Here is a 25,071-nt window from a genome sequence, read left to right on the forward strand (position 1 = left end):
TCGCTGATCAGCGACGGGTCAGCGAGTCCTGGGCCGACCCGTCGCTGATCAGCGACGGGTCGGCGTCAGGTGAGGCGGCGGTCGAGGTTCATCGCGGCGCTGATGAGGGACAGGTGGGTGAAGGCCTGGGGGAAGTTGCCGAGCTGGTCGCCGGTGAGCCCGACCTGCTCGGCGTAGAGCCCGAGGTGGTTGGCGTAGGTGAACATCTTCTCCAGCGCCAGGCGGGCGTCGTCGAGCCGGCCGGCGCGGGTGAGGGCCTCGACGTACCAGAACGAGCAGAGCGAGAACGTGCCCTCCGGCCCGTCGAGGCCGTCGGTGGTGTGACCCAGGTCGTAGCGGAAGACCAGGCTGTCGGAGACCAGCCGCTCCTCGAGCACCCGCAGCGTCGAGAGCCAGCGCGGGTCGTTGGGCGCGAGGAACTTCACCAGCGGCATCAGCAGGACGCCGGCGTCGACGGTGTCGGCGCCCTCGGCGGACATGAACGCACCGACCTCGTCGTCCCAGCACTCCTCGACGATGCGGCGCTGGATGGCGTCGCGGGCCTCGCCCCAGCGCGTCAGGTCGCCGGGCAGCCCCCGCTGGCGCGCGGTGCGCATCATCCGCTCGATCGCCACCCAGCACATCAGGCGCGACACGGTGTGCGGTCGCGGGTCGTCGCGGATCTCCCACATGCCGGCGTCGGGGCGCTCCCAGTTCTCGATCAGCCACTCGACCACCCGGGTCAGGTCGGACCACGCGTCGAGGCTGATGCCGGCGCTGTACTTGTTGAACAGGTAGACCGAGTCGATCAGCTCGCCGTAGATGTCGAGCTGGAGCTGCTCGGCGGCGGCGTTGCCGACCCGCACCGGGCGGGAGTCGGCGTAGCCGCGCAGGTGGTCGAGCTCGTGCTCCTCGGCCGGGACGCCGCCGTCGATGTCGTAGAGGTTGCGCAGCGGGCCGACGTCGTCGTTGCCCTGGTCGTCGCCGAGCCGCTCCGACAGCCACCGCATGAAGGACTCGGCCTCGTCGGTGAAGCCCAGCCGCAGCAGCGCGTAGAGGCTGAACGCCGCGTCGCGGATCCACACGTAGCGGTAGTCCCAGTTGCGCTCGCCGCCGATCTCCTCCGGCAGGCTGGTCGTCGGGGCGGCGACGATCGCGCCGCTGGGCTCGTGGGTGAGCAGCTTCAGCGTGATGGCGGAGCGGTCGACCATCTCGCGCCAGCGGCCGCGGTAGGTCGACTGGGCCAGCCAGCCGCGCCAGTACCGCGCGGTGCGGTCGAGCTCGTCGGTCACGTCGTCGTCGGGCAGGTCGGCGCCGTCCTCGAGCACGTGCAGGGAGAACCGGGCCTCCTCGCCGGCGCGCAGCACGCACTCCGCCGAGAGGACGTCGTCGCCCACCTCGACGTCGTGGCTCGCGCTCAGCCCGAGGCGCAGGTCGCCGGACGTCAGCAGCAGCCGGCGGGGCGCGAGCACCTCGACGTCCGGGACGACGCGCCCGTAGTCGGGTCGCGCCCGCAGCTCGGTGCGGACCCGGACCGTCCCGCGGACGGCCATGATCCGGCGCACGATCCGCTGGCGGTGGTCGGGGTCGTGGGCACGCTCGACCGGGAAGAAGTCGTGCACCTCCGCGACGCCGTCCTCGGTGAGGAACCGGGTCACCAGGATCGCGGAGTCGGGCAGGTAGAACTGCGTCGTGCGCGTGTGGCCGTCGACCACCCACGTCCGCCAGGAGCCGGCGTCGGGGTCGAGCAGCCCGCCGAAGACGCTGGGTGCGTCGAAGCGGCCGGCGCAGAACCAGTCGATGGTCGCCTCGGTCGACACCAGGGCGCAGGTGCGCAGGTCGCCGATGACGCCGTGGTCGGCGATCTCGGCCTGCGCGTGACCGTGCTCGGCCGGGCTCACCGCAGCCGCCACCCGCCCTCGGCGAGGTCGAGCGCGGCCTGGGGACCCCAGGAGCCCTGCTCGTAGGGGTGCACCGGGGGCCGCTCGTCGAGCAGCGGCTGCACCACCTGCCAGAGCCGGTCGACCTCGTCGGAGCGGGTGAAGAAGGTCTGGTCACCGCGCATCACGTCGAGCAGCAGCCGCTCGTAGGCCTCGAGCGGGTCCGACACCTCCGCCGGGACGTCGTCGGCGAGCGCCAGGTGGAAGGAGCCCTCGACGAGGGCGAGGTCGGGACCGGGTCGCTTGGCGCGGACGTCGACGCGCACCTGGACGTCGTCGGTCAGCTCGAGCACCAGGTCGTTGGGCGGCTGCGCGGCGAGCGCGGCCGGGTCGCCGAACAGCGAGCCCGCGGCCTCGCGGAACCGGAGCGTGATCGTGCGCCGGGTCTCGGCCAGCGCCTTGCCGGTGCGCAGGTAGAACGGGACGCCGCGCCAGCGCTCGTTGTCGACGTACATCTCGAGGGCGACGAAGGTCTCGACGTCGGAGTCGGCGTCGACGTCGTCCTCGTCGCGGTAGCCGTCGTACTGGCCGTAGACGGCGCGGCTCGCGTCGAGGGGCCGCACCGCCTCGAAGACGGCGGACTTCGCGTCGCGCACGGCCTGCGCGGTGAGCTCGGCCGGCTCCTCGAGCGCGATGAAGCCGAGCAGCTGCGACAGGTGGGTCGAGACCATGTCGCGCAGGCAGCCGGTGGACTCGTAGAAGCTGCCGCGGCCCTCCATCGCGAGCGTCTCGGGGACGTCGATCTGCACCGACGCGATGCTGCGCCGGTCCCACGCCGGCTCGAAGAGGCCGTTGGCGAAGCGCAGCGCCAGGATGTTCTGCACCGCCTCCTTGCCGAGGAAGTGGTCGATGCGGAAGACCTGCTCCTCCGCCACGACGTCCTTGAGGGCGGCGTCGAGGCTGCGCGAGCTCTCGAGGTCGAGGCCGAACGGCTTCTCCACGACGACCCGGGCCCGGTCGGTGAGACCCTCGCGGCCCAGCATCGCGATCATCGGCTCCATCGCGGCCGGCGGGACGGAGAGGTAGACCAGCCGGCGCACGTCGTCGCCGCCGAGGCGGTCCTCGGCGTCGCGGACGGCGGCCGCGAGGTCGGCGCCGTCGTCGGCGTCCGAGGTCTGGAAGCGCACCCGGGCCAGGAGGTCGTCGGCGACCTCGTCGTCGAGGTCGTCGACGCTCTCGGCGAGGGCCTCGCGGAGCTGGTCGCGGAACTCGGCGTCGGTGCCGGGGGAGTGCCGCCCGGAGCCGATGACGGCGTACTCCTCGGGCATCCGGCCGGCCGCGGCGAGGCGGTAGAGACCGGGGAAGAGCTTGCGTGCCGCGAGGTCGCCGGTGGCGCCGAAGAGCACGAGGACGTGGGCTGGGAGCTGGTCGGTCACCCGACCAGCCTGACGGCGGGCCGCGGCGAGCGGTTCATCCAGAAGGCCACGACCGGTGCGGCGCGGGTCACGCCGTAGGCTGGGAGCGTGGAGGTTCCTGAGAAGTTCGCCGCCCTCGGTCTCACCTACGACGACGTGCTGCTGCTGCCCGGTCATTCCGACCTCGCGCCCGACGACATCGACACGACCACGCGCCTCACGCGCGAGATCAGCCTGCGGGTGCCGATGCTCAGCGCGGCGATGGACACGGTGACCGAGTCGCGGATGGCGATCGCGATGGCGCGCCAGGGCGGGCTCGGCGTGCTGCACCGCAACCTGTCGATCACCGACCAGGCCTACCAGGTCGACCTCGTGAAGCGGACCCAGACCGGGATCATCTCCAACCCCGTGACGATCGGCCCCGACGCGACGCTGGAGGAGCTCGACCGGATTTGCGGCGAGTACCGCGTCTCCGGGCTCCCGGTCGTCGACGCCGACAACCGGCTGCTCGGCATCTGCACCAACCGGGACCTGCGCTTCACCCCGGTCGCGGAGTGGGCGACGACGAAGGTCGACGAGGTGATGACGCCGATGCCGCTCGTCACCGGCGCCATCGGCATCTCCCGCGAGGAGGCGACGCTGCTGCTGCGCCGGCACAAGCGCGAGCGGCTGCCCCTCGTCGACGAGCAGGGTCGCCTCGGCGGGCTGATCACCGTCAAGGACTTCGTCAAGGGCGAGCAGTTCCCGCTGGCCTCCAACGACGGCCACGGCCGGCTCATGGTCGGCGCCGCGATCGGCTACTTCGGCGACGCGTGGCTGCGCGCCACCACGCTGGTCGAGGCCGGCGTCGACGTGCTCGTGGCCGACACCGCGCACGGCAACGTGCGGATGCTGCTCGACATGGTCCAGCGCCTCAAGACCGACCCGGCGACCAGGCACGTCCAGGTCATCGGCGGCAACGTCGCCACCCGCGAGGGCGCGCAGGCGTTCGTCGACGCCGGGGCCGACGCGATCAAGGTGGGGGTCGGCCCGGGCTCGATCTGCACCACGCGGGTCGTCACCGGGGTCGGCGTCCCGCAGGTCACCGCCGTCTACGAGGCGTCGCTGGCCGCCCGTCCGGCCGGCGTCCCGGTGATCGCCGACGGCGGCATGAAGCACTCCGGCGAGATCGCCAAGGCGATCGTCGCCGGCGCCGACAGCGTCATGGTCGGCTCCCTGCTCGCCGGCTGCGACGAGTCGCCCGGCGACCTGGTCTTCGTCAACGGCAAGCAGTTCAAGTCCTACCGGGGCATGGGCTCGCTCGCGGCCATGTCGAGCCGCGGCAAGAAGTCCTACTCCAAGGACCGCTACTTCCAGGCCGAGGTCACCAGCGACGACATGATCGTGCCCGAGGGCATCGAGGGCCAGGTCGCCTACCGCGGCCCGCTGTCCGCGGTCGCCCACCAGCTCATCGGCGGTCTCACGCAGTCGATGTTCTACGTCGGCGCGCGCACCGTCCCCGAGCTGCAGGAGAAGGGCCGGTTCGTCCGGATCACCTCCGCCTCGCTCAAGGAGAGCCACCCGCACGGCGTCCAGATGACCGTCGAGGCACCCAACTACACCGGCGCCTAGGCCGGTCTCAGGCGGCCGCGGTGCCGACGTACCAGACGGTGCGCACGTGGCGCCGCACGAGCGTGCCCTGCTCCTCGAGCAGCAGCCGCACCCGCCAGGCGTCACCGGTGCGGTCGATCCCGTCGGCCAGGTCGGGCGGACCGTAGACCGAGGCACCCTGGGTGCAGGAGTAGTAGCCGATCCAGTCGGGGTGCTGCGGCGGCGCGCCCCACGCGCCGCCGACGCGCGACAGGCACCGGCGGCCGCCGTCGAGGGCCAGCGTGACCGGCGTCGGCTCGGTGGGAGCCTGCAGGCCGCGCGGGAAGCGGCCCTCGTGGCGGACCCGGAACAGCTGCCGGCCGCGGGCGTCGCGCACGCAGAGCACGGTGTGGCCCGTCGACCGCCAGCAGGCCTGCAGGCCGTAGGCGGTCGGGTAGCACCCGGCGATGCGCGGGTCGACCGCGCCCGGCGCCGCTCCGTCGCAGGTCACCGAGCCGCTCAGCCGGGACGTCGTCCACCCCGGCGCCGGCCGACCCTCGCTGGTCACGGGGCGGACGACCACCGCCCTGGTGGCGGGTGGCTGAGCGGGCTCGCCGGTGCCGCTGGCGGTGCTCCCGGCGGTGCTCGCGGCGGTGCTCCCGGCGGTGCTCGGCTGGGCGGCGGCCGGGCCGGTGGCCGGCAGCGAGGTGAGGGTGACGACGACCGCGAGGGTCGCGACGAGGGCGAGGAGGGCGGTGAGGCTGGGGAGACGGCGCACGGCGACGTCCTTCCGGGTCCGAGAACAGGGTCAGGTGCTACGAGGGAGACGCAGCCCGGGCCCGATGGGTTGCACCGGGGCGGCACCGGATCCCACGGAGTCTCACCGGGTCCCTTCGGGTCCCGTCGGGTCCCGCCGGGGGCAGGCCCTACGCTCGCCCCCGTGAGCGAGGTCGTGATCTACACCGACGGAGCCTGCGTGCCCAACCCCGGCCCCGGCGGGTGGGGCGCCTTCCTGCGGCACGGCGTCCACGAGAAGGAGCTGTGCGGCGGCGAGGCCGGCACCACCACCAACAACCGGATGGAGCTGCTGGCGCCGATCATGGCGCTGGAGGCGCTCACGCGACGATCGAGGGTCGAGCTGTTCACCGACAGCGTCTACGTGCGCAGCGGCATCACGACGTGGGTCGCCGGCTGGCAGCGCAACGGGTGGAGGACCTCGGCCAAGCAGCCGGTGAAGAACGTCGACCTGTGGCAGCGGCTCGTCGCCGCGTGCGCCGAGCACGACGTCGAGTGGCACTGGGTCAAGGGTCACTCCGGCATCGACGGCAACGAGCGCGCCGACCGGCTCGCCAGCCGCGGGCTGCGCGAGGCCGTCGCGGCGGGCACCGCGGGCACCGCGGGCACCGCGGGCTGAGCCTCGTCCCGTCCGCGCCCGTGACGGCGGCCGCACCGCCCTCCGCGGCCCGGGTCGCGATCCCGGAGCCGTTCGTCGCGATCGGTGGCGCCGTGGTCGCGGCCCGACTGCGTCGTCCGTCCCGTCGACGACGCCCGGGCCCGGGCCGTCGGCGTGCTGGTCGTCGGGTACCGGGTGCCCGAGTGGCGCGTCGGAGGCTCGGCGTTCTCCTCCAGCGGCACCGGCGGCACCGGCGGCGGCCTCGGCTGGCTGGCACGGAGCACCCGCGTGGGCGGCACGCTCGAGGTGCGCGGAGTCGGCCGCGACCCCGTCGGCGGGCTCGTCGTCGTCCCTCGGTGGCTGCGGTGAGCGTCGGTCGTGGGAAAGTGGGGGCATGACCGAGATCCAGATCGGCCAGGCGAAGCGCGCCCGGCGTGCGTACTCCTTCGACGACATCGCGATCGTGCCCTCGCGGCGCACCCGCGACCCGGAGGAGGTCAACATCGACTGGCAGATCGACGCCTACCGCTTCGAGCTGCCGGTGCTCGCCGCCCCGATGGACTCGGTGATGTCGCCGGAGACCGCGATCGCCCTCGGTCGCCACGGCGGGCTCGGCGTCCTCAACCTCGAGGGCCTGTGGACCCGCTACGACGACCCGCGCGACCTGCTCGCGGAGGTCGCCGGCCTGGAGGGCATCGAGGCGACGGCGCGGATGCAGGAGATCTACGCCGAGCCGATCCGGCACGAGCTGATCACCGAGCGCCTGCGCGAGATCCGCGACGCCGGCGTCACCGTCGCCGGCGCGCTGTCGCCGCAGCGCACCAAGGAGTTCGCCAAGGTCGTCGTCGACGCCGGCGTCGACATGTTCGTGATCCGCGGGACGACGGTCAGCGCCGAGCACGTCTCGAGCCAGGTCGAGCCCCTGAACCTCAAGGAGTTCATCTACGAGCTCGACGTGCCGGTCATCGTCGGCGGCTGCGCGACCCACCAGGCCGCGCTGCACCTGATGCGCACCGGTGCCGCCGGCGTCCTGGTCGGGTTCGGCGGGGGAGCGGCCCACACGACGCGCACCGTGCTCGGCGTGGCGGTACCGATGGCCAGCTCGGTCGCCGACGTCGCCGCCGCCCGCCGTGACTACCTCGACGAGTCCGGTGGCCGCTACGTCCACGTCATCGCCGACGGCTCGATCGGCAAGTCCGGCGACCTGGCCAAGGCCATCGCCTGCGGCGCGGACGCCGTCATGGTCGGCTCGCCGTTCGCCCGCGCGACCGATGCCCCCGGGCACGGCTTCCACTGGGGCACCGAGGCCCACCACGAGGCGCTGCCCCGTGGTCGCCGCGTCAAGCTCGACCAGGTCGGCTCGCTCGAGGAGATCCTGTTCGGCCCCTCGCGCGTCGCCGACGGCACCATGAACCTGATCGGCGCGCTGCGTCGCTCGATGGCCACGACCGGCTACACCGACCTCAAGGAGTTCCAGCGCGTCGAGGTCGTCCTCGGCTGAGTCCCCAGCCCCCGTCGATTTCCGGCGCCCACCCCTGGCGCTCGACGGCCCCGACGGCCTACGTTCGGGATCCGGGCCATCGGGGGCCCGCCTGATCCGTGACGACGTCGACCGTCGTCCCGGCGTGCGTTCCTCCGTGGCCACTCTCTACTCGGAGGGACACCGCACATGGCTCGTTCTCGTCGTCGATCTCGCACGATCGGCACCGTGGGTTTCACCCTGACCGCGCTGGTGGTCTCGGGTGCAGCCCTGGCCGCCCCGGCCCCGCAGGACCTGACCGCCGACCAGGAACGGGCCCTGGCGGCCGGCTTCCAGGTCGCGCCCAAGGCCGCCCCGAACGCGCGCGGCGCGATCGGCGTCAACCCCTACATCGCCAACGTCGCCGACGCCACCGCCGCCGACTACGCCGCGTGGCGCACGCGGATGGCGGCGAGCGCCGACAAGCGGGTCGCCACGCAGACCTACCGGTCGGCGCGCACCCGGGCCAACCAGGTCACGCCGGCCGCCGCGGCGGTCGTCGTCCACGACGAGGAGGAGTCCGACGGGACCTCGGGGTCGAACGACTCGCTCGCCAACGCCGAGCGGATCAGCGCCTTCGGCACCGCCAAGGCCAAGAACAACGTCGTGCGGATCATCGGCTCCCAGGCCGAGCTGCCCGTCCCCGCGGCCGAGGAGCTGGAACCGGTCCCGGAGGACAACGGCTCGATCCCGCTCGCGGGCGACTCCGGCATCGACGGCGTCTCGGCGGTCACCACGACCGGCGTCCTGGGGGACGGACCGCACGGCTCCACCGGTGACGGCACCAACGACTTCGACGTCTACTCCGTCGACCTCGAGGCGGGCCTGTCCCTGGTCGCCGACACCTCCGGCCAGACCACCGACACGATCCTGGCCCTCTACGACGCCGCGGGCGAGCTGGTCGCCGCCGACGACGACGGCGGGGTCGGCGTCGCGAGCCTCCTGGAGTACTCCGCCGAGGCCGACGGCACCTACTACCTGCTGGTCGGCGGCTACTCGCCGGCCGGCCCGCTCCCGGAGGACCCGGCCGACAGCGGCTCGGGCGCCGGCGGGGCCGACGAGGGGCCCTACGACCTCGCGATCACCCAGACCGAGGTCGACCGCGACTTCTACGCCGTCAAGCTGCGTCCCGGGGACGTCGTGGGCGGCGTCGCGAACGGCAACGCCGACGGGCTGACCGTCTTCCGCCCCGACGGCGACCAGGCGGTCGGCGCCCCCGGCGTCGACGCGTCCTCGCTGTACGCGCCGGAGTCGCCGCTGCCCGGCGGCGGCAACACGACCTTCGCCTACGTCGCGGAGGAGGCCGGCTGGTACGTCCTCGACGTCTCCGGCCTGGTCGGCGACTACTCGGTGCAGGTCGAGGGCTACCGGCCCGGGGCCCAGCTCGACCGGAACAAGAGCCAGACCGTCTACCTCGACTTCGAGGGTGGCCGGGTCAACACCGGTCTGTGGGGCGGTCCCGGCGTGCGCCAGCTGTCCCCGTTCTCGGCGTTCCTCGGCAAGTGGGGCATCGCCCGGGCGCGGGAGCGGGCGATGATCAACAAGATCACCAACGCCGTGCGACGCAACCTCGAGGAGGTCGGGGAGCACGGCGGCCTGAACGACCCGAGGGTCACCGTCGTCAACTCGCGCAGCCACCCCGAGCTCGCGGGACGGACGAACGTCTCCCGCGTCGTGGTCGGCGGCACGATCGACGAGTCGGGCATCTCGACGATCGGCATCGCGCAGTACATCGACCCGGGCAACTACGGCCACGAGGACACCGCGCTGGTGCTGCTCGACGTGCTGAGCGACCCGTCCGGGCCCGCGTCGCTGAACACCTACCTCACCGACGCCAGCGACGTCGAGGCGTTCGTGGCCAACGGCGTCGGCAACGTGACCGCCCACGAGGTCGGTCACATGATCGGCAGCTACCACACCGACAACCTCTCGGAGGTGGTCAACCTGATGGACTCCGGTGGCGCCAACTTCCAGAACCTGTTCGGTGTCGGGCCCGACGGCGTGGGCGGGACCGCCGACGACCTCAACGTCCGGTTCGTCGAGGACACCTACTCCCCGGCCGAGGGCTTCACCGGGACCGAGGACACCCAGAACGTGACGGCGTGGGCCTACCCCGGCTACTGAGCCGGGGCGGACCCGCCGACCGCGTCACTGACCGACTGACCGACTGACCGACCGATCCGACGACGGCTGCGGCCCGGGACACCCTGCGGGGGTCCCGGGCCGCAGGCGTGTCGGCGCGACCGCTCCCCGAGGTGCCAGACTGATCCCCATGACGTTGCGCTGCGTGCTCCCGCCCCCGGTCTCCTGACCCGGAGCGCGACCCCGGTTGCTCCGGAGAAGCCGTGTCCGACCGTCTCCGACAGCACCGTGAAAGCACCGTCATGTCCTCCTCCCGGGCCCGTGCGGGCCTGCTCCAGATCTGTCTCGCCGGCGTCCTGTGGGGCACCGGCGGCCTGGCCGTCCAGGTCGTCCGCGACCACGCGCCGCTCTCCGTGCTGACCATCAGCGGGTGGCGGACCGGCCTGGCGGCCGTCGTCCTGCTCGCCGCGGCGCTGGTGGCCGGTCGGCTCGGCGAGGTCCGCCGGCTGCTGCGCGCGCGCCCCGGCCGGGTCGCCGTCGTCGGCCTCTGCACGGCCGCGTACCAGGCGCTGTACTTCGCCTCCGTCGTGCTGGTCGGCGTCACCGTCTCCACGGTGGTCAGCCTCGGCCTCGCGCCGGTGCTGCTCGTGGCGCGCGACGCCGTCGTGGCGCGGTCCCGCCCGCGCGGCGTCCTCCCCGTGCTCGCCGCGCTGACCGGCCTGGTGCTCGTCAGCACCGCGGCCGGCCCGGGCGAGACCGGGCCCACGCCGGTGCTCGGCGTCCTGGCCGCCGTCGCCTCCGGGACGGCGTACGCCGCCGCGACCGCGCTGGGCGAGCCGCTCGCCCGTGGGAGCGACCCCCTCGCGCTCACCGCCGCGACGACGACGGTCGGCGCGGTCGGGCTGGTGCCGGTCGCCCTGCTGCTCGGCGGCCCGGCCGGCACCTCCGACCCGGTCGCCCTTGCGGTGCTGGTCTACCTCGGCACGTTGACCTTCGCGCTCGCCTACGCGCTCCTGTACGCCGGCCTGCGGACGACGTCGAGCAGCGCGGCCGTCGTCGCGACCCTGGTCGAGCCGGTGACGGCGGGCCTGGTGGCGGCGGTCTTCCTCGGCGAGCGGCTCGGGGTGCTCGGCGTCGCGGGGATGGTGCTGGTGCTCTCGGCGATCGCGTCGCTCCCACGGGCCGGACGGGCCGGACGGGCCGGCGCGCGGGGGCTCCCGGCGTCGGGTCCGGTCGTCGGCGGGCCTCCCGGCACGACGGCCTAGGGTGGACGACGTGGCAGATCTCGTGGCGTGGTGGCTCGGGCCCCTCGACGGCCGGGCCGCCGGCGACGACGGCTGGTGGGAGCAGGACGCCGACGAGCCGGCCTACGCGGCGAGCCTGGTGAAGGTGCCGCTCGCGGTCGCCGCCGAGGACGTCGACCTCGACCGGGCGGTGCTGGTGCACGCCGACTTCGCCTCCGCGGTCGGTGGCCGGTTCACCCTCGACCGCGACGACGACCAGGACGACGCCACCTGGGACGCCGTCGGCGAGCACGTCACCCTCCGCGAGCTGCGGCGCCGGGCGATCGTCGAGTCCAGCAACATCGCCACGAACCTGCTGCTCGAGGAGGTCGGGGTGCCGGCGGTGCAGCGGGTCCTCGCCGCCGCCGGGTGCAGCGACCGCACCACCGTGACCCGCGGCATCGGCGACCTCGCCGCCCGCGACGCCGGGCTGGCCAACGACGTGACCGCCCGCGACCTGGCCCGGCTGCTGCGGCGGGTGCCGCCCGCGGTCGAGGACGTCATGCGCGGGCAGGCCCACCGCGAGGCGATCCCGGCCGGGCTCCCCTCCGGTCCCGACGCGCCCGTGGTGGCCAACAAGACGGGCTGGGTCGACGGGATCACCCACGACATGGCGATCGTCCGGCCGGTCGACGCCGAGCCGTTCGTCCTGGTCGTCCTGACCCGCACCGACGAGTCGCACGAGGCCGCCCAGGAGCGGATCGCCGCGATCGCCGCCGAGGCGTGGCAGCGCGCGGGGGAGAGGCGCCCGTGACCGGCTCGAGCACCATCCGCGAGGTGCGCACCCGGCGGCTCAGCGTGCCGCTGCACACGCCCTTCGTGACCGCCCTGCGCCGCACCACCACGATCGAGACCGTGCTGGTCGAGGTCGTCGACAGCGACGGCGTCAGCGGCTGGGGCGAGGCACCCCAGGTCTGGCAGGTCACCGGTGACTCGCTCGCCGGGTCGCAGGCCTGCCTCGACGGCCCGATCGCGGACGCCGTCGTCGGCCGCGACGCCGACCCCCGCGCGACCGCGTCGCTCGTGCAGAGGTGCGTGGTCGGGAACAGGTCGGCGAAGATGGCCGCCGACGTCGCCCTGCACGACCTCGCCGCCCGTCGCGCCGGCGTCCCGCTCGCCGCGCACCTCGCGTCCTACGCCGGCGTCGCGGGCCCGGCGGCCACGCAGGTGCGCACCGACGTCACGCTCTCGGCCGGCAGCGCCGACGAGCTCGCGAGGGCCGCGATCGCCCGCGTCGCCGACGGCTTCGGCACCCTCAAGCTCAAGGTCGGCACCGACGCCGCCACCGACCTCGACCGGGTCCGCGCGGTCCGCGAGGTCGTCGGCCCGCACGTCGCGCTCCGCCTCGACGCCAACCAGGGCTGGGACGCCTTCGAGGCGGTCCGGGTCATCACCGCGCTCGAGGACGCCGGCGCCGACGTCGAGGTCGTCGAGCAGCCGGTGCCCGCGCGCGACGTCCTCGGGCTGGCCCACGTCACCGCCCACGTCGAGACGCCGGTGATGGCCGACGAGTCGCTGTTCGTGCTGGAGGACCTGGTCGAGATCATCCGGCTCGACGCCGCCGACCTGGTCAACGTCAAGCTCGCCAAGTGCGGCGGCCTGACCCCGGCGCTCGAGCTGCTGCGCGTCGCCGGCCTGCACGGGTTCGGCACCTTCGTCGGCTCGATGATGGAGTCGCACGTCGGGCTCGGTGCCGCGGCCTCGCTCGTCGCCGCCGTCGGCACCACCAGCCTGCCCGACCTGGACGCCGCGTGGTGGGCCACCGCGTCGCCGTACGCCGGCGGCCCGCACTACGTGGGCGACCGACTGGTCCTGTCCGCCGCTCCCGGGCTGGGCATCGACGGCCTGCAGCCCGGGGGAGAACCGACCGAGGGAGAACGAGCATGAGAGCCATCCGCGCCACCGGGGTCCTGGCCGGGCCGGCCGCCGACGCCGAGCAGGTCACCCAGCTGCTGGCCGGCGAGCGGGTCGAGGTCCACGACCGGGAGGGCGACTGGCTCAGGGTCACCGTCCCGGGCCAGTGGTCCTCGAAGGACGCGATGGGCTACCCCGGCTGGGCGCTCGCCGCCGACCTCGCGCACGACGAGGACAGCGTCGTCGAGATCGCCCGCACCTACCTCGGCACGCCCTACGTCTGGGGCGGGCTCACCCACGACGGGATCGACTGCTCGGGACTGGTGCACGCCTCCTTCCGCGCCGTCGGCACCGCCGTGCCGCGCGACGCCTTCGACCAGGCCGCCACCTGCGAGCCGGTCGAGCTGGGCAGCGAGCGACCCGGCGACCTCTGGTTCTTCGCCCGGGGCGGCCCCGGCACCCGGATCACCCACGTCGGGTTCGTCACCGCGCCCGGCGTCCTCCTGCACGCGCCCGACTCCGGGCCGCGCCGCTACGTGGTCGAGGAGGAGCTCCCCGACGAGCGCCGGCCCACGCTGGTCGCCGCGGGCCGCTTCTGAGCCTCGGCCGGGCCGGTCGTGTCAGTCGACCGGCTCGACGACGCCCCGCTCGATGATCGCGTCGAGGTCGAGGCCCGTCGGCAGGGTGCCCAGCGCACCGCCCCAGTCGCGGTCCAGGCGGGAGGCGCAGAAGGCGTCGGCGACGGCGGCGGGGGCGTGCCGCACCAGCAGCGAGCCCTGCAGCACGAGGGCGAGCCGCTCGACCACGCGGCGCGCGCGCAGCTCCAGGTCGTCGTGGTCGGAGAGCTCCTTCCTGACCGTCGCGACGGCGTCGTCGAGGCGGCGGTCGGCGCCGGCGGCGAGGTCGACCTCGGCGAGGAACCGCTCGACCGACTCGGGCTCACGGCCCATCGCGCGCAGGGCGTCGAGGGCGGCGACGTTGCCGGAGCCCTCCCAGATCGACAGCAGCGGGAGCTCGCGGTAGATGCGGGGCAGGCCCGACTCCTCGACGTAGCCGTTGCCGCCGAGGCACTCCATGGCCTCACCGGCGTGGGCCGGGCCGCGCTTGCAGACCCAGTACTTCGAGACCGCGAGGCCCATCCGTCGGAACGACGCCTCGTCGAGGTCGCCGCGCACGGCGCGGTCGGTGGCACCGGCCAGCCGCATCGCGACCGTGGTGGCGGCCTCCGACTCGACGACGAGGTCGGCGAGCACGTTGCGCATCAGTGGCTGGTCGACCAGGCGTCGCCCGAACGCCGAGCGGTGCCGCGCGTGGTGGACGGCGAGGACGGTGGCGTTGCGCATGCCCGAGGCCGTGCCGAGGGTGCAGTCGAGACGGGTCAGGTTGACCATCTCCACGATGGTGCGCACCCCGCGGCCCTCCTCGCCGACCAGCCAGGCGGTCGCGCCGTCGTACTCGATCTCGGCCGAGGCGTTCGACCTGTTGCCGAGCTTGTCCTTGAGCCGGACCAGGTGCATCGCGTTGCGGGTGCCGTCGGCCAGCACCCGCGGCACCAGGAAGCACGACAGGCCGCCGGGGGCCTGGGCGAGGGAGAGGAACAGGTCGCTCATCGGCGCCGAGGTGAACCACTTGTGCCCGGTGAGGCGGTAGGACCCGTCGGGCTGGGGCACCGCGCGCGTGGTGTTGGCGCGGACGTCGGAGCCGCCCTGCTTCTCGGTCATCGACATGCCGGCGACCAGCCCGACCTTGCCCGCCGGCGCCCGCAGCCCGGGGTCGTAGGTGGTCGAGGTGAGCAGCGGCTCGTACGTCGCGGCCAGGTCGGGGGCGGCCCGCAGCGCCGGCACCACGGCGTAGGTCATCGAGATCGGGCAGCCGTGGCCGGCGTCGACGTTCCAGACGAGGAACTTGGCCGCGCGCGCGACGTGGGCACCGGGCCGCGGGTCGGCCCACGCGGCGGCGTGCAGGCCGTGGCCGACGGCGGTCCCCATCAGCGAGTGGTAGGCCGGGACGAGGTCGACCTCGTCGACGCGGTGGCCGAAGCGGTCGTGGGTGCGCAGCACCGGTGGCACCCGCTCGGCGAGCCGGCCCCACTCCTGTGCCTCCTCGGTGCCGGCGAGCCGGCCGAGGGCGTGCACCTCGTCGCTCGCCCAGCCGGCGCCCTCGCGCTCGAGCGCGGCGAGCAGGGCGGGGTCGTGGGCGGTGTCGTGGCCGACCAGCGGCGGAGGCTGGTTCGTGACCTCGTGGGTGGGCATCGGCTCCTCCTGGGACGCGGCGTGGACGGTGGGTCGCCGGCGGGCGCTCAGCCGCAGGCTCGGGGCGAGCCGGCCTCGACGGTGCCCCGGCAGCTCCCGTGGCGCTGGAGCAGCCGGCGGAACTCCCGGATCTTCGCAGGCGAGGGCGCGTCGGCGTCGCGGGTGTGGAACAGCTTGTTCCTGGTCATCGCCCGGGCGGTGTAGAACTCGCGGAAGACCGTGCGACCGCGGGGGTCGTACCACTCGACGTAGGACTCCCGGCCGCGGCGCACCATCCGCCACGAGCGCAGGTTCGAGGTCCGGGGGCCGGACTCCTGGCGCACCAGGCCGTTGGCCTCGGCGTAGAACTCCCCGTAGACGACCTTGCGCTCGTGGTCCCCGAGCAGGGAGTGACCGTCGAGCAGGTGGCCCGGCGTGACGTCGAGGAGGTCGTAGAGCGTGGGCGCGACGTCGACGAGCGCGACGTCGCGCAGGTCGGTCGCCGGCGCGCGACCGGGGTAGTAGGCGAGCATCGGGACGTTCATCGCCGCCGGGTAGGGGATGGACTTGCCCTCCCAGTTGACCTCGCCCTGGTCGGTGTAGCCGTTGTCGCTGACGAAGAACACCGCGGTCTCGTCGAGCACGCCGGTGTCCTCGAGCCGCTGGAGCGCGATCGCCATCTGCTCGTCGACGCCCAGCAGCGAGCGGGCCCGCGCGGTGAAGAGCTGTCGGTAGTAGGCGCGGTCCTGGTCGGGGCGGTGGAAGAGCGGCAGCTTGTCGCGGGCGAAGCGCTCGGGCGCGTAGCGGAACGGCGGTACCGGTGCGGAGGCGAACTCCCGGGGGACCGGCGGCATGTGGCGGGGGGCGAAGCGGGCGCCCTGCTTGTGCGGGGCGAAGAAGGCGTCGTAGACGAAGAACGGGTCGCCGCTCACGAGCTGGCCGTCGAGGAAGCCCGAGAGGTAGGCGCCGTTGGTCTCGGTCGAGTTGAGCTGGTTGTCGGGGAGGTAGCGGCGTCCGGTGTCGTCGTAGAGGCGGAACCTGCCCGGCCGGCCCTGGTAGGAGTTCCAGAAGTCGAAGTCCTCGAAGCCGGTGCGCAGCGGGGTGCGGCCGTAGTACTCGCGCGGCTTGACGCCGTTGAGGTTCTTGCCGATCCCGTAGGTGCTCAGGCCCGCCCGGCCGAGGTCGCGCTGCACGGTGTCGTCGACCGTCAGCAGGTGCGCGGCCTTCTGGCGGACCACCTTGTTGTTGTGGGAGTACTGGCCGGTCTGCAGCTGGGCGCGGGCCGGGCAGCAGACCGGTGTCGACGTCGTCGCGTGCTCGTAGCAGGTACCCCGGTCCACCAGCCACGGACTGCTGCGGGGCAGGTAGGCGCCGGCCTCGGCGCAGGAGAAGTCGTGCATGTCGTCGACGAGGAACACGATGGCGTTGCGCACCGACCCGGGGTCCTGGCCGGTGGTGGGCTCGGCCGACGGGGCGTTCGACGTGGCCCCCGCGCCGAGGGACAACCCGAGGTCGACGCCGGCGGGGTCGTCCGCCGCCCGTTCCCGCGCGACGTTGGCGACGACCGCGCCGCACACCAGCAGGACGACGACCAGCACGGTGGCCACCTGCATCCCCCGGCTCCGGGCAGGGGTCGGCGCAGCGTCGTCCGGGCGGGGAGGCAGCTCCGGTGGGCGTCCGAGTGGCACCGCGGAAGTGAATCATCCCGGGGCAAGCGCCCGGTGAACGGGCAGCGGCACGGGTGCGGCGGCGGAGCCGGGATCCGAGACGAAGTGACCGACGGGTAGCAGGGATGGCCCCCGTCACATACTGTCGGTATATGAGTGGCTCCCCGAATCCGACGCCCGGCCGACCCCTCGTCGCCGGCCCGGCCGACCCCGAGCACGACCCGACGGCGGCCTACGCCCTCGACCGCGCCTACGTCGACCGGCTCACCACCCGGCTGCTCGCCACCTCGGGCGCCACGTCGTCGGTCACCAGCCCGCTCGACGGCGCCCCGCTGGCGCACGTGCCGCAGTCCAGCGAGGCCGACGTCACGGAGGCGTTCGTGCGGGCCCGCCGGGCCCAGGCGGCGTGGGCGCGGGTGCCGCTCGACGAGCGGTCGGCGATGCTGCTGCGCCTGCACGACCTGGTCCTGGACCGGCAGGACGAGATCGTCGACCTGATCGTGCTCGAGTCGGGCAAGGCGCGCAAGCACGCCTCCGACGAGCCGCTGCACATCGCCCTCACCGCCCGCTACTACGCCCGCACCGCGCACCGGCACCTCGACACCCGGCGCCGGCTCGGCGTCGTCCCCGGGTTGACGCGGGTCGAGGTGAACCGGGTCCCGAAGGGGGTCGTCGGGATCATCTCGCCCTGGAACTACCCGTTCACGATGGCGCTCTGCGACGGTCTCCCGGCCCTGCTCGCCGGCAACGCCGTGGTCGTGAAGCCCGACGCGCAGACGATGCTGAGCGCGCTCCTCGGTGCCCGGCTGCTCGACGAGGCCGGGTTCCCGCCCGACCTGTGGCAGGTCGTCGCCGGCCCCGGCCCCGACCTCGGGCCGGCGCTCGTCGGCGGCTCCGACTTCGTCTGCTTCACCGGCTCCACCGCGACCGGACGGATCATCGCCCGGCAGTGCGCGGAGCGGCTGATCGGCTGCTCGCTCGAGCTGGGCGGCAAGAACCCGCTGCTGGTGCTGCGCGACGCCGACCTCGAGCGGGCCGCCGAGGGCGCCGTCCGGGCCTCGTTCTCGAACGCCGGCCAGCTGTGCGTGTCGACCGAGCGGCTGTTCGTCGCCGACCAGGTCTACGACCGCTTCGTCGAGCGGTTCGTGGCCCGCACCGAGGCGATGACCCTGGGCGCCACGCTCGACTGGGTCAACGACATGGGCTCCCTGGTCAGCCAGGACCAGCTCGACACCGTCGTCGCCCACGTCGAGGACGCCGTCGCCCGCGGCGCGCGGGTGCTCGCCGGTGGGCGGGCCCGCCCCGACCTCGGCCCGTACTTCTTCGAGCCGACCATCCTGGAGGGCGTCACGCCGGAGATGACCTGCTTCGGCCAGGAGACGTTCGGCCCGGTCGTCTCGCTCTACCGCTTCCACGACGAGGCCGACGCCGTGAGCCGCGCCAACGAGGGCGAGTACGGCCTCAACGCCTCCATCTACAGCCAGGACGGCGCCCGGGCGCGCGCCATCGCCCGGCACGTCAGGTGCGGGACGGTCAACGTCAACGAGGCGTTCGGGGCGACGTTCGCCAGCATCGACGCCCCGATGGGCGGGATGCGCGAGTCCGGCTCCGGACGGCGCCAGGGTGCCGAGGGCATCCTGCGCTACACCGAGCCGCAGTCGGTCGCCACCCAGCGCCTGGTGCGCCTCGCGCCGGTGCTCGGCATGTCCGACGAGACCTACGCGAAGGTGATGACCACCAACCTCCGCCTCATGAAGAAGCTGGGGAGGGCCTGACGTGGCCGGGAACGCGGACAACCTCGACCTCGACCTCGACCTCGACCTCGACCTCGACTTCGACGTCCTGGTGATCGGCTCCGGCTTCGGCGGGTCCGTCGCCGCGCTGCGGCTGACCGAGAAGGGCTACCGCGTCGGCGTCCTCGAGGCGGGGCCGCGGTTCGAGGACCACGAGTTCTCCTCCGGCACCCTCGACGTGCGGAGCTACCTGTGGGCACCGGCGCTCGGGTGCTACGGCATCCAGCGCATCGACGCGCTCCGCGACACCCTGATCGTCGCCGGCGCCGGCGTCGGCGGCGGCTCGCTGGTCTACGCCAACACGCTCTACGAGCCGCTGGAGCAGTTCTACGCCGACCCGCAGTGGGCCGGCATCACCGACTGGCGCGACGAGCTGGCGCCCTACTACGACCAGGCCAAGCGGATGCTGGGCGTCGTGGAGAACCCGGTGCGGACGCCGGCCGACGACGTCATGGAGAAGGTCGCGACCGACATGGGCGTCGCCGACACCTTTCACCCGACGCCGGTCGGCGTCTTCTTCGGCGGACCCGGCCAGCAGCCCGGCGAGGAGTCGGCGGACCCGTTCTTCGGGGGCGAGGGACCGGCGCGCAACGCCTGTCTCAACTGCGGCGAGTGCATGTCGGGCTGCCGCCACAACGCCAAGAACACCCTGGTCAAGAACTACCTGTACCTCGCCGAGAAGCGCGGCGCCACCGTGCTGCCGCTCACCACGGTCACCCGGGTCAGCCCCCGCGACGGCGGCGGGTACGACGTCGCGGTCCGCCACACCAAGGCCCGGCGCGCCACCGCGCGCAGCACCCGCACCCTGACCGCGGAGCACGTGGTGATGGCGGCGGCGTCCCTCGGCACCCAGAAGCTGCTGCACCGGATGAAGGACGAGGGCCACCTGCCCCGGCTCTCGGAGCGGCTCGGCTTCCTCTCGCGCACCAACTCGGAGTCGATCCTCGGCGCGATCGCGCCGTCCTCGGACCCCACCGACTACTCCTACGGCGTCGCGATCACCTCGAGCTTCCACCCCGACGAGCACACCCACATCGAGCCCTGCCGCTACGGCAAGGGCTTCAACACGATGGCGATGCTGCAGACGGTGCTCACCGACGGCGACGGCGACGAGCCGCGCTGGCGCACGTGGTCGAGGGCGATGTGGGAGCAGCGGCGCAACCTGTTCGAGCTCTACGACCTCAAGCACTGGTCGGAGCGGGCCGTGATCGCGCTGGTGATGCAGAGCCTCGACAACTCGATCACCACCTACGGCAAGAAGGGCCTGTTCGGCTGGCGGATGACGTCGCGCCAGGGCCACGGCGCGCCGAACCCCACGTGGATCCCGGCCGCGAACGACGCCGTCCGCCGGATCGCCGGCGTCCTCGGCGGGACGCCGGGCGGCAACATCGGCGAGCCGTTCAACATGCCGCTCACCGCCCACTTCATCGGCGGCTGCGCGATCGGGACCGAGCCGGCCAACGGCGTCATCGACCCCTACCAGCGGGTCTTCGGCCACCCCGGGCTGCACGTCGCCGACGGCTCGGCGATCTCGGCCAACCTCGGGGTCAACCCCTCGCTCACCATCACCGCGCAGGCCGAGCGGGCGATGGCGCTGTGGCCCAACAAGGGCGAGCCGGACCGGCGACCGCCGCTGGGGGCGGACTACCAGCGGATCGAACCGGTCGAGCCCCGGCACCCCGCCGTCCCGCCGCACGCCTCGGGGGCGCTGCGGCTGCCCATCGTCGGCGTCTCCTGACGCGGCCGAACTCGTCCGGCCTTGAGGCGTAACCGGGGGCCGACGTCGTCGTTGTCAGGGCGGACCCGTGTTGGATGCTGCTCCCTCCTGAGGGACGGGTCCGTCGTCGGAGCCGGTCTCTCGACCGGCTCCGGCGCTCAGGGCCCCGCCTCCTCCCCCCCCTCCCCGGCGGGACCCTGCAGCACGCCCGGAACGGCGACGACGGCCGCGTCTCGATAGGCTCGCGGCATGACGTCGCCCGAGCACGACCTGGTCCTCGTTGTCGACTTCGGGGCGCAGTACGCGCAGCTCATCGCGCGGCGCGTGCGCGAGGCCCGGGTCTACTCCGAGATCGTCCCGCACCACGTCCCGGTCGCCGAGATGCTGGCCCGCAACCCCAAGGCGATCATCCTGTCGGGCGGCCCGTCGTCGGTCTACGCCGAGGGCGCGCCGGCGATCGACCGGTCGATCTTCACCGCGGACGTGCCCGTCTTCGGCATGTGCTACGGCTTCCAGCTGATGGCCGAGGGTCTCGGCGGCGAGGTCGCCGCGACGGGCGCGCGTGAGTACGGCCGGACGCCGGTGACCGTCAGCGCCGGCGGCGCCCTGCTGGCCGACGTCCCCGAGCAGCACACGGTGTGGATGTCGCACGGCGACTCGGTCGTCGCGGCGCCGTCCGGGTTCGACGTCCTGGCCTCCACCGCCGGGACGCCGGTCGCGGCGTTCGAGTCCGTCGACCGCCGGATGGCCGGCGTCCAGTGGCACCCCGAGGTGCTGCACAGCGAGCACGGCCAGCTCGTCCTCGAGCACTTCCTCCACGACATCGCCGGTTGCCGCCAGACCTGGACGATGCTCAACATCGTCGAGGAGCAGGTCGAGACGATCCGCGCCCAGGTCGGCGAGGGGCGCGCGATCTGCGCGCTGTCGGGCGGCGTCGACTCCGCCGTCGCCGCGGCGATCGTGCAGCGCGCGATCGGCGACCGGCTCACCTGCGTCTACGTCGACCACGGGATGATGCGGCAGGGCGAGACCGAGCAGGTCCGCCACGACTTCGAGGAGGTCTTCGACGTCCTCGACGTCGTCGACGCCGCCGACCAGTTCCTCGACGCTCTCGCGGGCGTGCGCGACCCGGAGGAGAAGCGCAAGATCATCGGCCGCGAGTTCATCCGTACCTTCGAGAACGCCGAGGCGCGCGTCTTCGGCGACGCGCAGTCGGGCACGACGGCCTACCTGGTCCAGGGCACGCTGTACCCCGACGTCGTCGAGTCCGGCGGGGGAGCCGGCGCCTCCACGATCAAGTCGCACCACAACGTCGGCGGGCTCCCCGACGACCTGAACTTCGAGCTCGTCGAGCCGCTGCGCGCGCTGTTCAAGGACGAGGTCCGCGCCGTCGGCGAGCAGCTCGGCCTGCCCTCGACCATGGTCTGGCGCCAGCCGTTCCCCGGTCCCGGCCTCGGCATCCGCATCATCGGCGAGGTCACCCGCGACCGCCTCGACATCCTGCGCCAGGCCGACGCGATCGCGCGCGAGGAGCTCACCCGCGCCGGCCTCGACCGCGACATCTGGCAGATGCCGGTGGTGCTGCTCGCCGACGTCCGCTCGGTCGGCGTCCAGGGCGACGGCCGCACCTACGGCCACCCGGTCGTGCTGCGCCCGGTCACCTCCGAGGACGCGATGACCGCCGACTGGGCCCGGCTGCCCTACGACCTGATGGAGCGGATCTCGACCCGCATCACCAACGAGGTCGCCGAGGTCAACCGGGTCACCGTCGACATCACCTCGAAGCCGCCGGGCACCATCGAGTGGGAGTGACGCCGGCGTCCGCGCCCTGACGTCACGCCTTCTCGGGCACCGGCTCCGGGGTGTCCTCGATCCGTCGCATGACCGGGGTGGCCGCCACGCCGTGCACCAGCACCGAGAACGCCACGGTGAAGCCGACCGTGGCCCAGACCCAGGCGGCGTCGGTGAACTCCGCGTGGCTGGTGGCCCAGGCGATGTAGTACAGGCTGCCGACGCCGCGGATCCCGAAGAAGGCGACCGCGAGCCGGGCCCGCCGGTCGAGGCCGCCGGCCCGCTCGCCGGTGCGGGGCAGGACGCTGAGCGAGAGCCACGCGGTGAGCGGACGGATGAGCAGCACCAGGGCGGTCCCGGCGACGACGCCGCGCCAGTCGAGGGCGTCGAGCAGACCTGACGACAGGGCGATCCCGAGCAGCAGCAGGATGACCAGGGTGAGCAGCCGCTCGAGGCGCTGGACGACGTCGTGCATCGCGCGGTGGTACTCGTGGCGGTGCTCGGCGGCCCGCAGCGCCATGGCGCAGGCGAAGACGGCGACGAACCCGTAGCCGCGGACCAGCTCGGCGACGCCGTACGTCGTGAGGAGGGCGGCGAGGGCGAGCAGCGGCTCACCCTGCTCGGCCAGGCGGAGCGACGACGACCGGGCGCGGAAGGCGAGGCGGCCCAGGCCCCGGCCGACGAGCACGCCGACCAGGACGCCGAGGACGAGCTTGCCGACGACGTACCAGCTCACCCACTCGGCCGCGCCGGTCAGGAAGGACCCGCCGGCGACGACCAGCACGGCGGCGTGCACGAACGGGAACGCGAGCCCGTCGTTGAGCCCGGCCTCCGACGTCAGCGCGAACCGGATCTCGCTCGACTCCGTCGACGTCGTCTGGTCCTCGGCGTAGGGCGTCTCGTCGGGCTCGTCGTCGGCGATGGAGGAGCCGGGCCCCCCGACCTGGACGTCGGAGGCCAGCACCGGGTCGGTGGGGGAGAGGACCGCACCGAGCAGGAGCGCGGTCGCGGGTGCCAGTCCCAGCGCCGCCCAGCCGAGCAGCGCGACCGCCGCGACGCAGGCGGGCAGGGCGAGGGCCAGCAGGCGCCAGGTCGGCGACCAGGTGCGCCACGTCGACGGGCGGAGCAGGTCCAGCGGCCGGTCGATCGCCAGCCCGACGCCCATCAGCGCCACCAGCACCGTCAGCTCGGTGACGTGCTCGACGAGGGCGCGGTCGTGGTCGTCGGCGACGTCGAGGACCAGCCCGTCGCTGAGCGGGGTCAGCCCGACCACCACGCCGACCAGCAGCAGGACCATCGCCGGCGACACGGCGTAGCGGTGGAGCAACGTCGGCAGCGCGACCGCCACGAGGAGACACGTGCCAGCGAGGAGGAAGTAGCCGGCGGGGTCCATTCCACCCTGTGTAGTGCACCGGTGCCCGCTCCTGGCAGACCCCTGGGGGCGGTGTGCCGCGGGCGTTCCCTCTGGTCGACGCCGCGGACGCCGTCACGCGTCCGTCGGCGGCCCTGGAGGGGGTGCTGCAACCACCGGTGACGTTGTTCGAACACAGTGGCGATTGTCCGTCGTTCGAGGTAGAATCAGGGCATGACCGCAGCCCCCGCCACCCAGCTCGCCGAACCGGCGCTGGAGCGGGTGCGCGCCCGCCAGGCCGCCGCCCGGGCGGCGGAGGTCCAGACCCTCCTCGCCGTCCTCGACTGGGCTGTCGACCACACCACCGACGACGACCCCGACGTGGTGACCTTCGGCGAACGCCCCCTCCCGCTCGGCGGGATCGGGTGCCCCGTGATCGAGGAGTTCGCCGCCTACGACCTCGCCGCCGCCCTCGGCATGAGCACCGACGCCGGGCTCGGCTACCTCGGCCGCGCCCTCGAGCTCCGCCACCGCCTCCCGCGGCTGTGGGCCGCGGTGCTCGACGGGCGGCTCCCGGTGTGGAAGGCCGGCAGGATCGCCGAGGCCACCATGCGGTTGCCGGTCGCCGGTGCCGCCGACGTCGACCGCCGGCTCGCGCCGGCGGTCCGCACCATCAGCCTCGCCCAGGTCGGCCGCCTCGTCGAGGAAGCCCTCGCCCGCCACGCGCCCGACGACGTCGCGCCCGCCACCGACGAGCGGCACGTCTGGATCGACCTCGGCCAGCCCACCCTCGACGGTCACGTCCGTCTCGACGGTCTCGTCTCGGTCCCCGACGCGATGGACCTCGAGGACGCGTTGCGCGCCGGTGCCCGGAGGCTCGCGGACGCCGGGTGCGGGGAGGCCCTCGACGTCCGACGCTCCCGGGCCCTCGGCGACCTCGCCCGCGGCGACCAGTCCCTCGACCTCACCCCGCCGACGACCCGGCCCCTGGTGGTCCACCTCCACCAGGACAGTCCCGACGTCGCCCGCTGCGAGACCACCCGCAGCCCGGTCACGGTCGAGACGGTCCGGGGCTGGTGCGGGGCGGCGGGTCGGGTGTTCGTCAAGCCGGTCGTCGACCTCGCCGAGCACGTCCACGTCGACGCCTACGAGGCACCCGACCGGCTCCGCGAGCAGATCGGGCTCCGCGACCTCCACTGCGTCTTCCCGCACTGCCGGCGCCCGGCCACGGCCTGCGACCTCGACCACATCGACCCGTACGACGCCGGCGGCACGACCAGCAGCGACAACCTCGCCCCGCTGTGCCGGCGCCACCACCGCGCCAAGACCCACGGCCGCTGGCGCTACACGACGACCGGGCCGGGCACCTACCACTGGACCGCACCGTCGGGGCTGACCTACCGGCGCGACCACCACGGCACCCGGGCCCTCGACCCACCCGCCGACCCATCCACGCAGCCCGAACCCTGACCACCCCGCTCCGCGACCCCGCCCCCGGGCGGGGCCGTCGGTGCGTCCGGGCGAAGGTTCGGTTGGACGAGCGGGTC

General features: G+C 73.7%; 19 protein-coding genes. 13 read left to right on the top strand and 6 right to left on the bottom strand.

Annotated features, from left to right (window positions below; genetic code table 11):
• Positions 1 to 65: 65 nt before the first annotated feature.
• The gene (locus FE634_RS06195) at positions 66 to 1,880 is read right to left on the bottom strand and encodes a glycoside hydrolase family 15 protein (RefSeq protein WP_222847680.1); all 1,815 of its coding nucleotides are present in this window, start codon (positions 1,878 to 1,880) and stop codon (positions 66 to 68) included.
• Positions 1,877 to 3,295 carry a glucose-6-phosphate dehydrogenase gene (gene zwf, locus FE634_RS06200; RefSeq protein WP_262347600.1) on the bottom strand — a complete coding sequence of 473 codons (1,419 nt, stop codon included), beginning with the start codon at positions 3,293 to 3,295 and terminating at the stop codon, positions 1,877 to 1,879. The genes FE634_RS06195 and zwf overlap by 4 nt, the downstream gene beginning before the upstream one ends.
• Before the next feature lie 87 nt (positions 3,296 to 3,382).
• Here zwf and guaB point away from each other — a divergent pair, with 87 nt between their 5' ends.
• On the top strand, positions 3,383 to 4,885 hold the full coding sequence (gene guaB / locus FE634_RS06205; protein WP_137293141.1) for an IMP dehydrogenase: 1,503 nt from the start codon (positions 3,383 to 3,385) through the stop codon (positions 4,883 to 4,885).
• 7 nt (positions 4,886 to 4,892) lie between these two features.
• Here the strand turns inward: guaB and FE634_RS06210 are convergent, their stop codons facing one another.
• Positions 4,893 to 5,621: a hypothetical protein gene (locus FE634_RS06210; protein WP_148240431.1), complete on the bottom strand. Its 729-nt coding sequence runs from the start codon at positions 5,619 to 5,621 to the stop codon at positions 4,893 to 4,895.
• 162 nt (positions 5,622 to 5,783) lie between these two features.
• Here FE634_RS06210 and rnhA point away from each other — a divergent pair, with 162 nt between their 5' ends.
• The 8 genes from rnhA to FE634_RS06250 all read left to right on the top strand — a co-directional run bounded on the left by rnhA (position 5,784) and on the right by FE634_RS06250 (position 13,573).
• Entirely contained in the window at positions 5,784 to 6,257 is a 474-nt protein-coding gene (rnhA, locus tag FE634_RS06215; protein WP_148240432.1) for a ribonuclease HI, read from the top strand.
• A gap of 84 nt (positions 6,258 to 6,341) precedes the next feature.
• Entirely contained in the window at positions 6,342 to 6,605 is a 264-nt protein-coding gene (locus tag FE634_RS06220; protein ID WP_138875388.1) for a hypothetical protein, read from the top strand.
• Between the two features lie 25 nt (positions 6,606 to 6,630).
• On the top strand, positions 6,631 to 7,737 hold the full coding sequence (locus tag FE634_RS06225) for a GuaB3 family IMP dehydrogenase-related protein (protein ID WP_137293295.1): 1,107 nt from the start codon (positions 6,631 to 6,633) through the stop codon (positions 7,735 to 7,737).
• A gap of 207 nt (positions 7,738 to 7,944) precedes the next feature.
• Complete coding sequence (locus FE634_RS06230) at positions 7,945 to 9,879, top strand: PPC domain-containing protein (RefSeq protein WP_148240433.1); 1,935 nt, start codon at positions 7,945 to 7,947, stop codon at positions 9,877 to 9,879.
• Positions 9,880 to 10,139: 260 nt separating this feature from the next.
• A complete protein-coding gene (locus tag FE634_RS06235; RefSeq protein ID WP_148240434.1) occupies positions 10,140 to 11,102 on the top strand; it encodes a DMT family transporter in 963 nt (320 codons plus the stop codon).
• A gap of 10 nt (positions 11,103 to 11,112) precedes the next feature.
• Positions 11,113 to 11,874, top strand: a complete 762-nt coding sequence (locus FE634_RS06240) for a serine hydrolase (RefSeq protein WP_187366838.1) — start codon at positions 11,113 to 11,115, stop codon at positions 11,872 to 11,874.
• Positions 11,871 to 13,007, top strand: a complete 1,137-nt coding sequence (locus FE634_RS06245; protein ID WP_262347601.1) for a dipeptide epimerase — start codon at positions 11,871 to 11,873, stop codon at positions 13,005 to 13,007. The genes FE634_RS06240 and FE634_RS06245 overlap by 4 nt, the downstream gene beginning before the upstream one ends.
• Positions 13,004 to 13,573, top strand: a complete 570-nt coding sequence (locus FE634_RS06250; RefSeq protein ID WP_137293147.1) for a C40 family peptidase — start codon at positions 13,004 to 13,006, stop codon at positions 13,571 to 13,573. Before FE634_RS06245 ends, FE634_RS06250 begins: the two co-directional genes overlap by 4 nt.
• A 21-nt stretch (positions 13,574 to 13,594) precedes the next feature.
• Here FE634_RS06250 and FE634_RS06255 read toward each other — a convergent pair whose 3' ends face one another.
• Together FE634_RS06255 and FE634_RS06260 are read right to left on the bottom strand one after the other, a co-directional pair.
• Positions 13,595 to 15,226 (bottom strand): acyl-CoA dehydrogenase family protein, encoded by a 1,632-nt coding sequence (locus tag FE634_RS06255; RefSeq protein WP_138875392.1) that lies wholly within the window; start codon positions 15,224 to 15,226, stop codon positions 13,595 to 13,597.
• 47 nt (positions 15,227 to 15,273) lie between these two features.
• A complete protein-coding gene (locus tag FE634_RS06260; protein ID WP_148240436.1) occupies positions 15,274 to 16,818 on the bottom strand; it encodes a sulfatase-like hydrolase/transferase in 1,545 nt (514 codons plus the stop codon).
• A gap of 206 nt (positions 16,819 to 17,024) precedes the next feature.
• Here FE634_RS06260 and FE634_RS06265 point away from each other — a divergent pair, with 206 nt between their 5' ends.
• The 3 genes from FE634_RS06265 (at position 17,025) to guaA (ending at position 22,194) form a co-directional block, all read left to right on the top strand.
• Positions 17,025 to 18,647, top strand: coding sequence for a succinic semialdehyde dehydrogenase (locus FE634_RS06265; RefSeq protein WP_138875393.1), 1,623 nt, complete (start codon positions 17,025 to 17,027; stop codon positions 18,645 to 18,647).
• Between the two features lies 1 nt (position 18,648).
• Entirely contained in the window at positions 18,649 to 20,403 is a 1,755-nt protein-coding gene (locus FE634_RS06270) for a GMC family oxidoreductase N-terminal domain-containing protein (protein WP_148240438.1), read from the top strand.
• Positions 20,404 to 20,631: 228 nt separating this feature from the next.
• Positions 20,632 to 22,194, top strand: coding sequence for a glutamine-hydrolyzing GMP synthase (gene guaA, locus FE634_RS06275; protein WP_138875394.1), 1,563 nt, complete (start codon positions 20,632 to 20,634; stop codon positions 22,192 to 22,194).
• A 22-nt stretch (positions 22,195 to 22,216) separates the two neighbouring features.
• Here guaA and FE634_RS06280 read toward each other — a convergent pair whose 3' ends face one another.
• Positions 22,217 to 23,566 carry a cation:proton antiporter gene (locus tag FE634_RS06280; RefSeq protein ID WP_137293154.1) on the bottom strand — a complete coding sequence of 450 codons (1,350 nt, stop codon included), beginning with the start codon at positions 23,564 to 23,566 and terminating at the stop codon, positions 22,217 to 22,219.
• A gap of 192 nt (positions 23,567 to 23,758) precedes the next feature.
• Here FE634_RS06280 and FE634_RS21565 point away from each other — a divergent pair, with 192 nt between their 5' ends.
• Positions 23,759 to 24,994 carry an HNH endonuclease signature motif containing protein gene (locus FE634_RS21565; protein WP_137293155.1) on the top strand — a complete coding sequence of 412 codons (1,236 nt, stop codon included), beginning with the start codon at positions 23,759 to 23,761 and terminating at the stop codon, positions 24,992 to 24,994.
• Positions 24,995 to 25,071: the final 77 nt, after the last annotated feature.

The sequence above is a fragment of the Nocardioides sp. S-1144 genome, assembly GCF_005954645.2.
GTDB classification, from domain to species: Bacteria; Actinomycetota; Actinomycetes; order Propionibacteriales; family Nocardioidaceae; genus Nocardioides; species Nocardioides dongxiaopingii.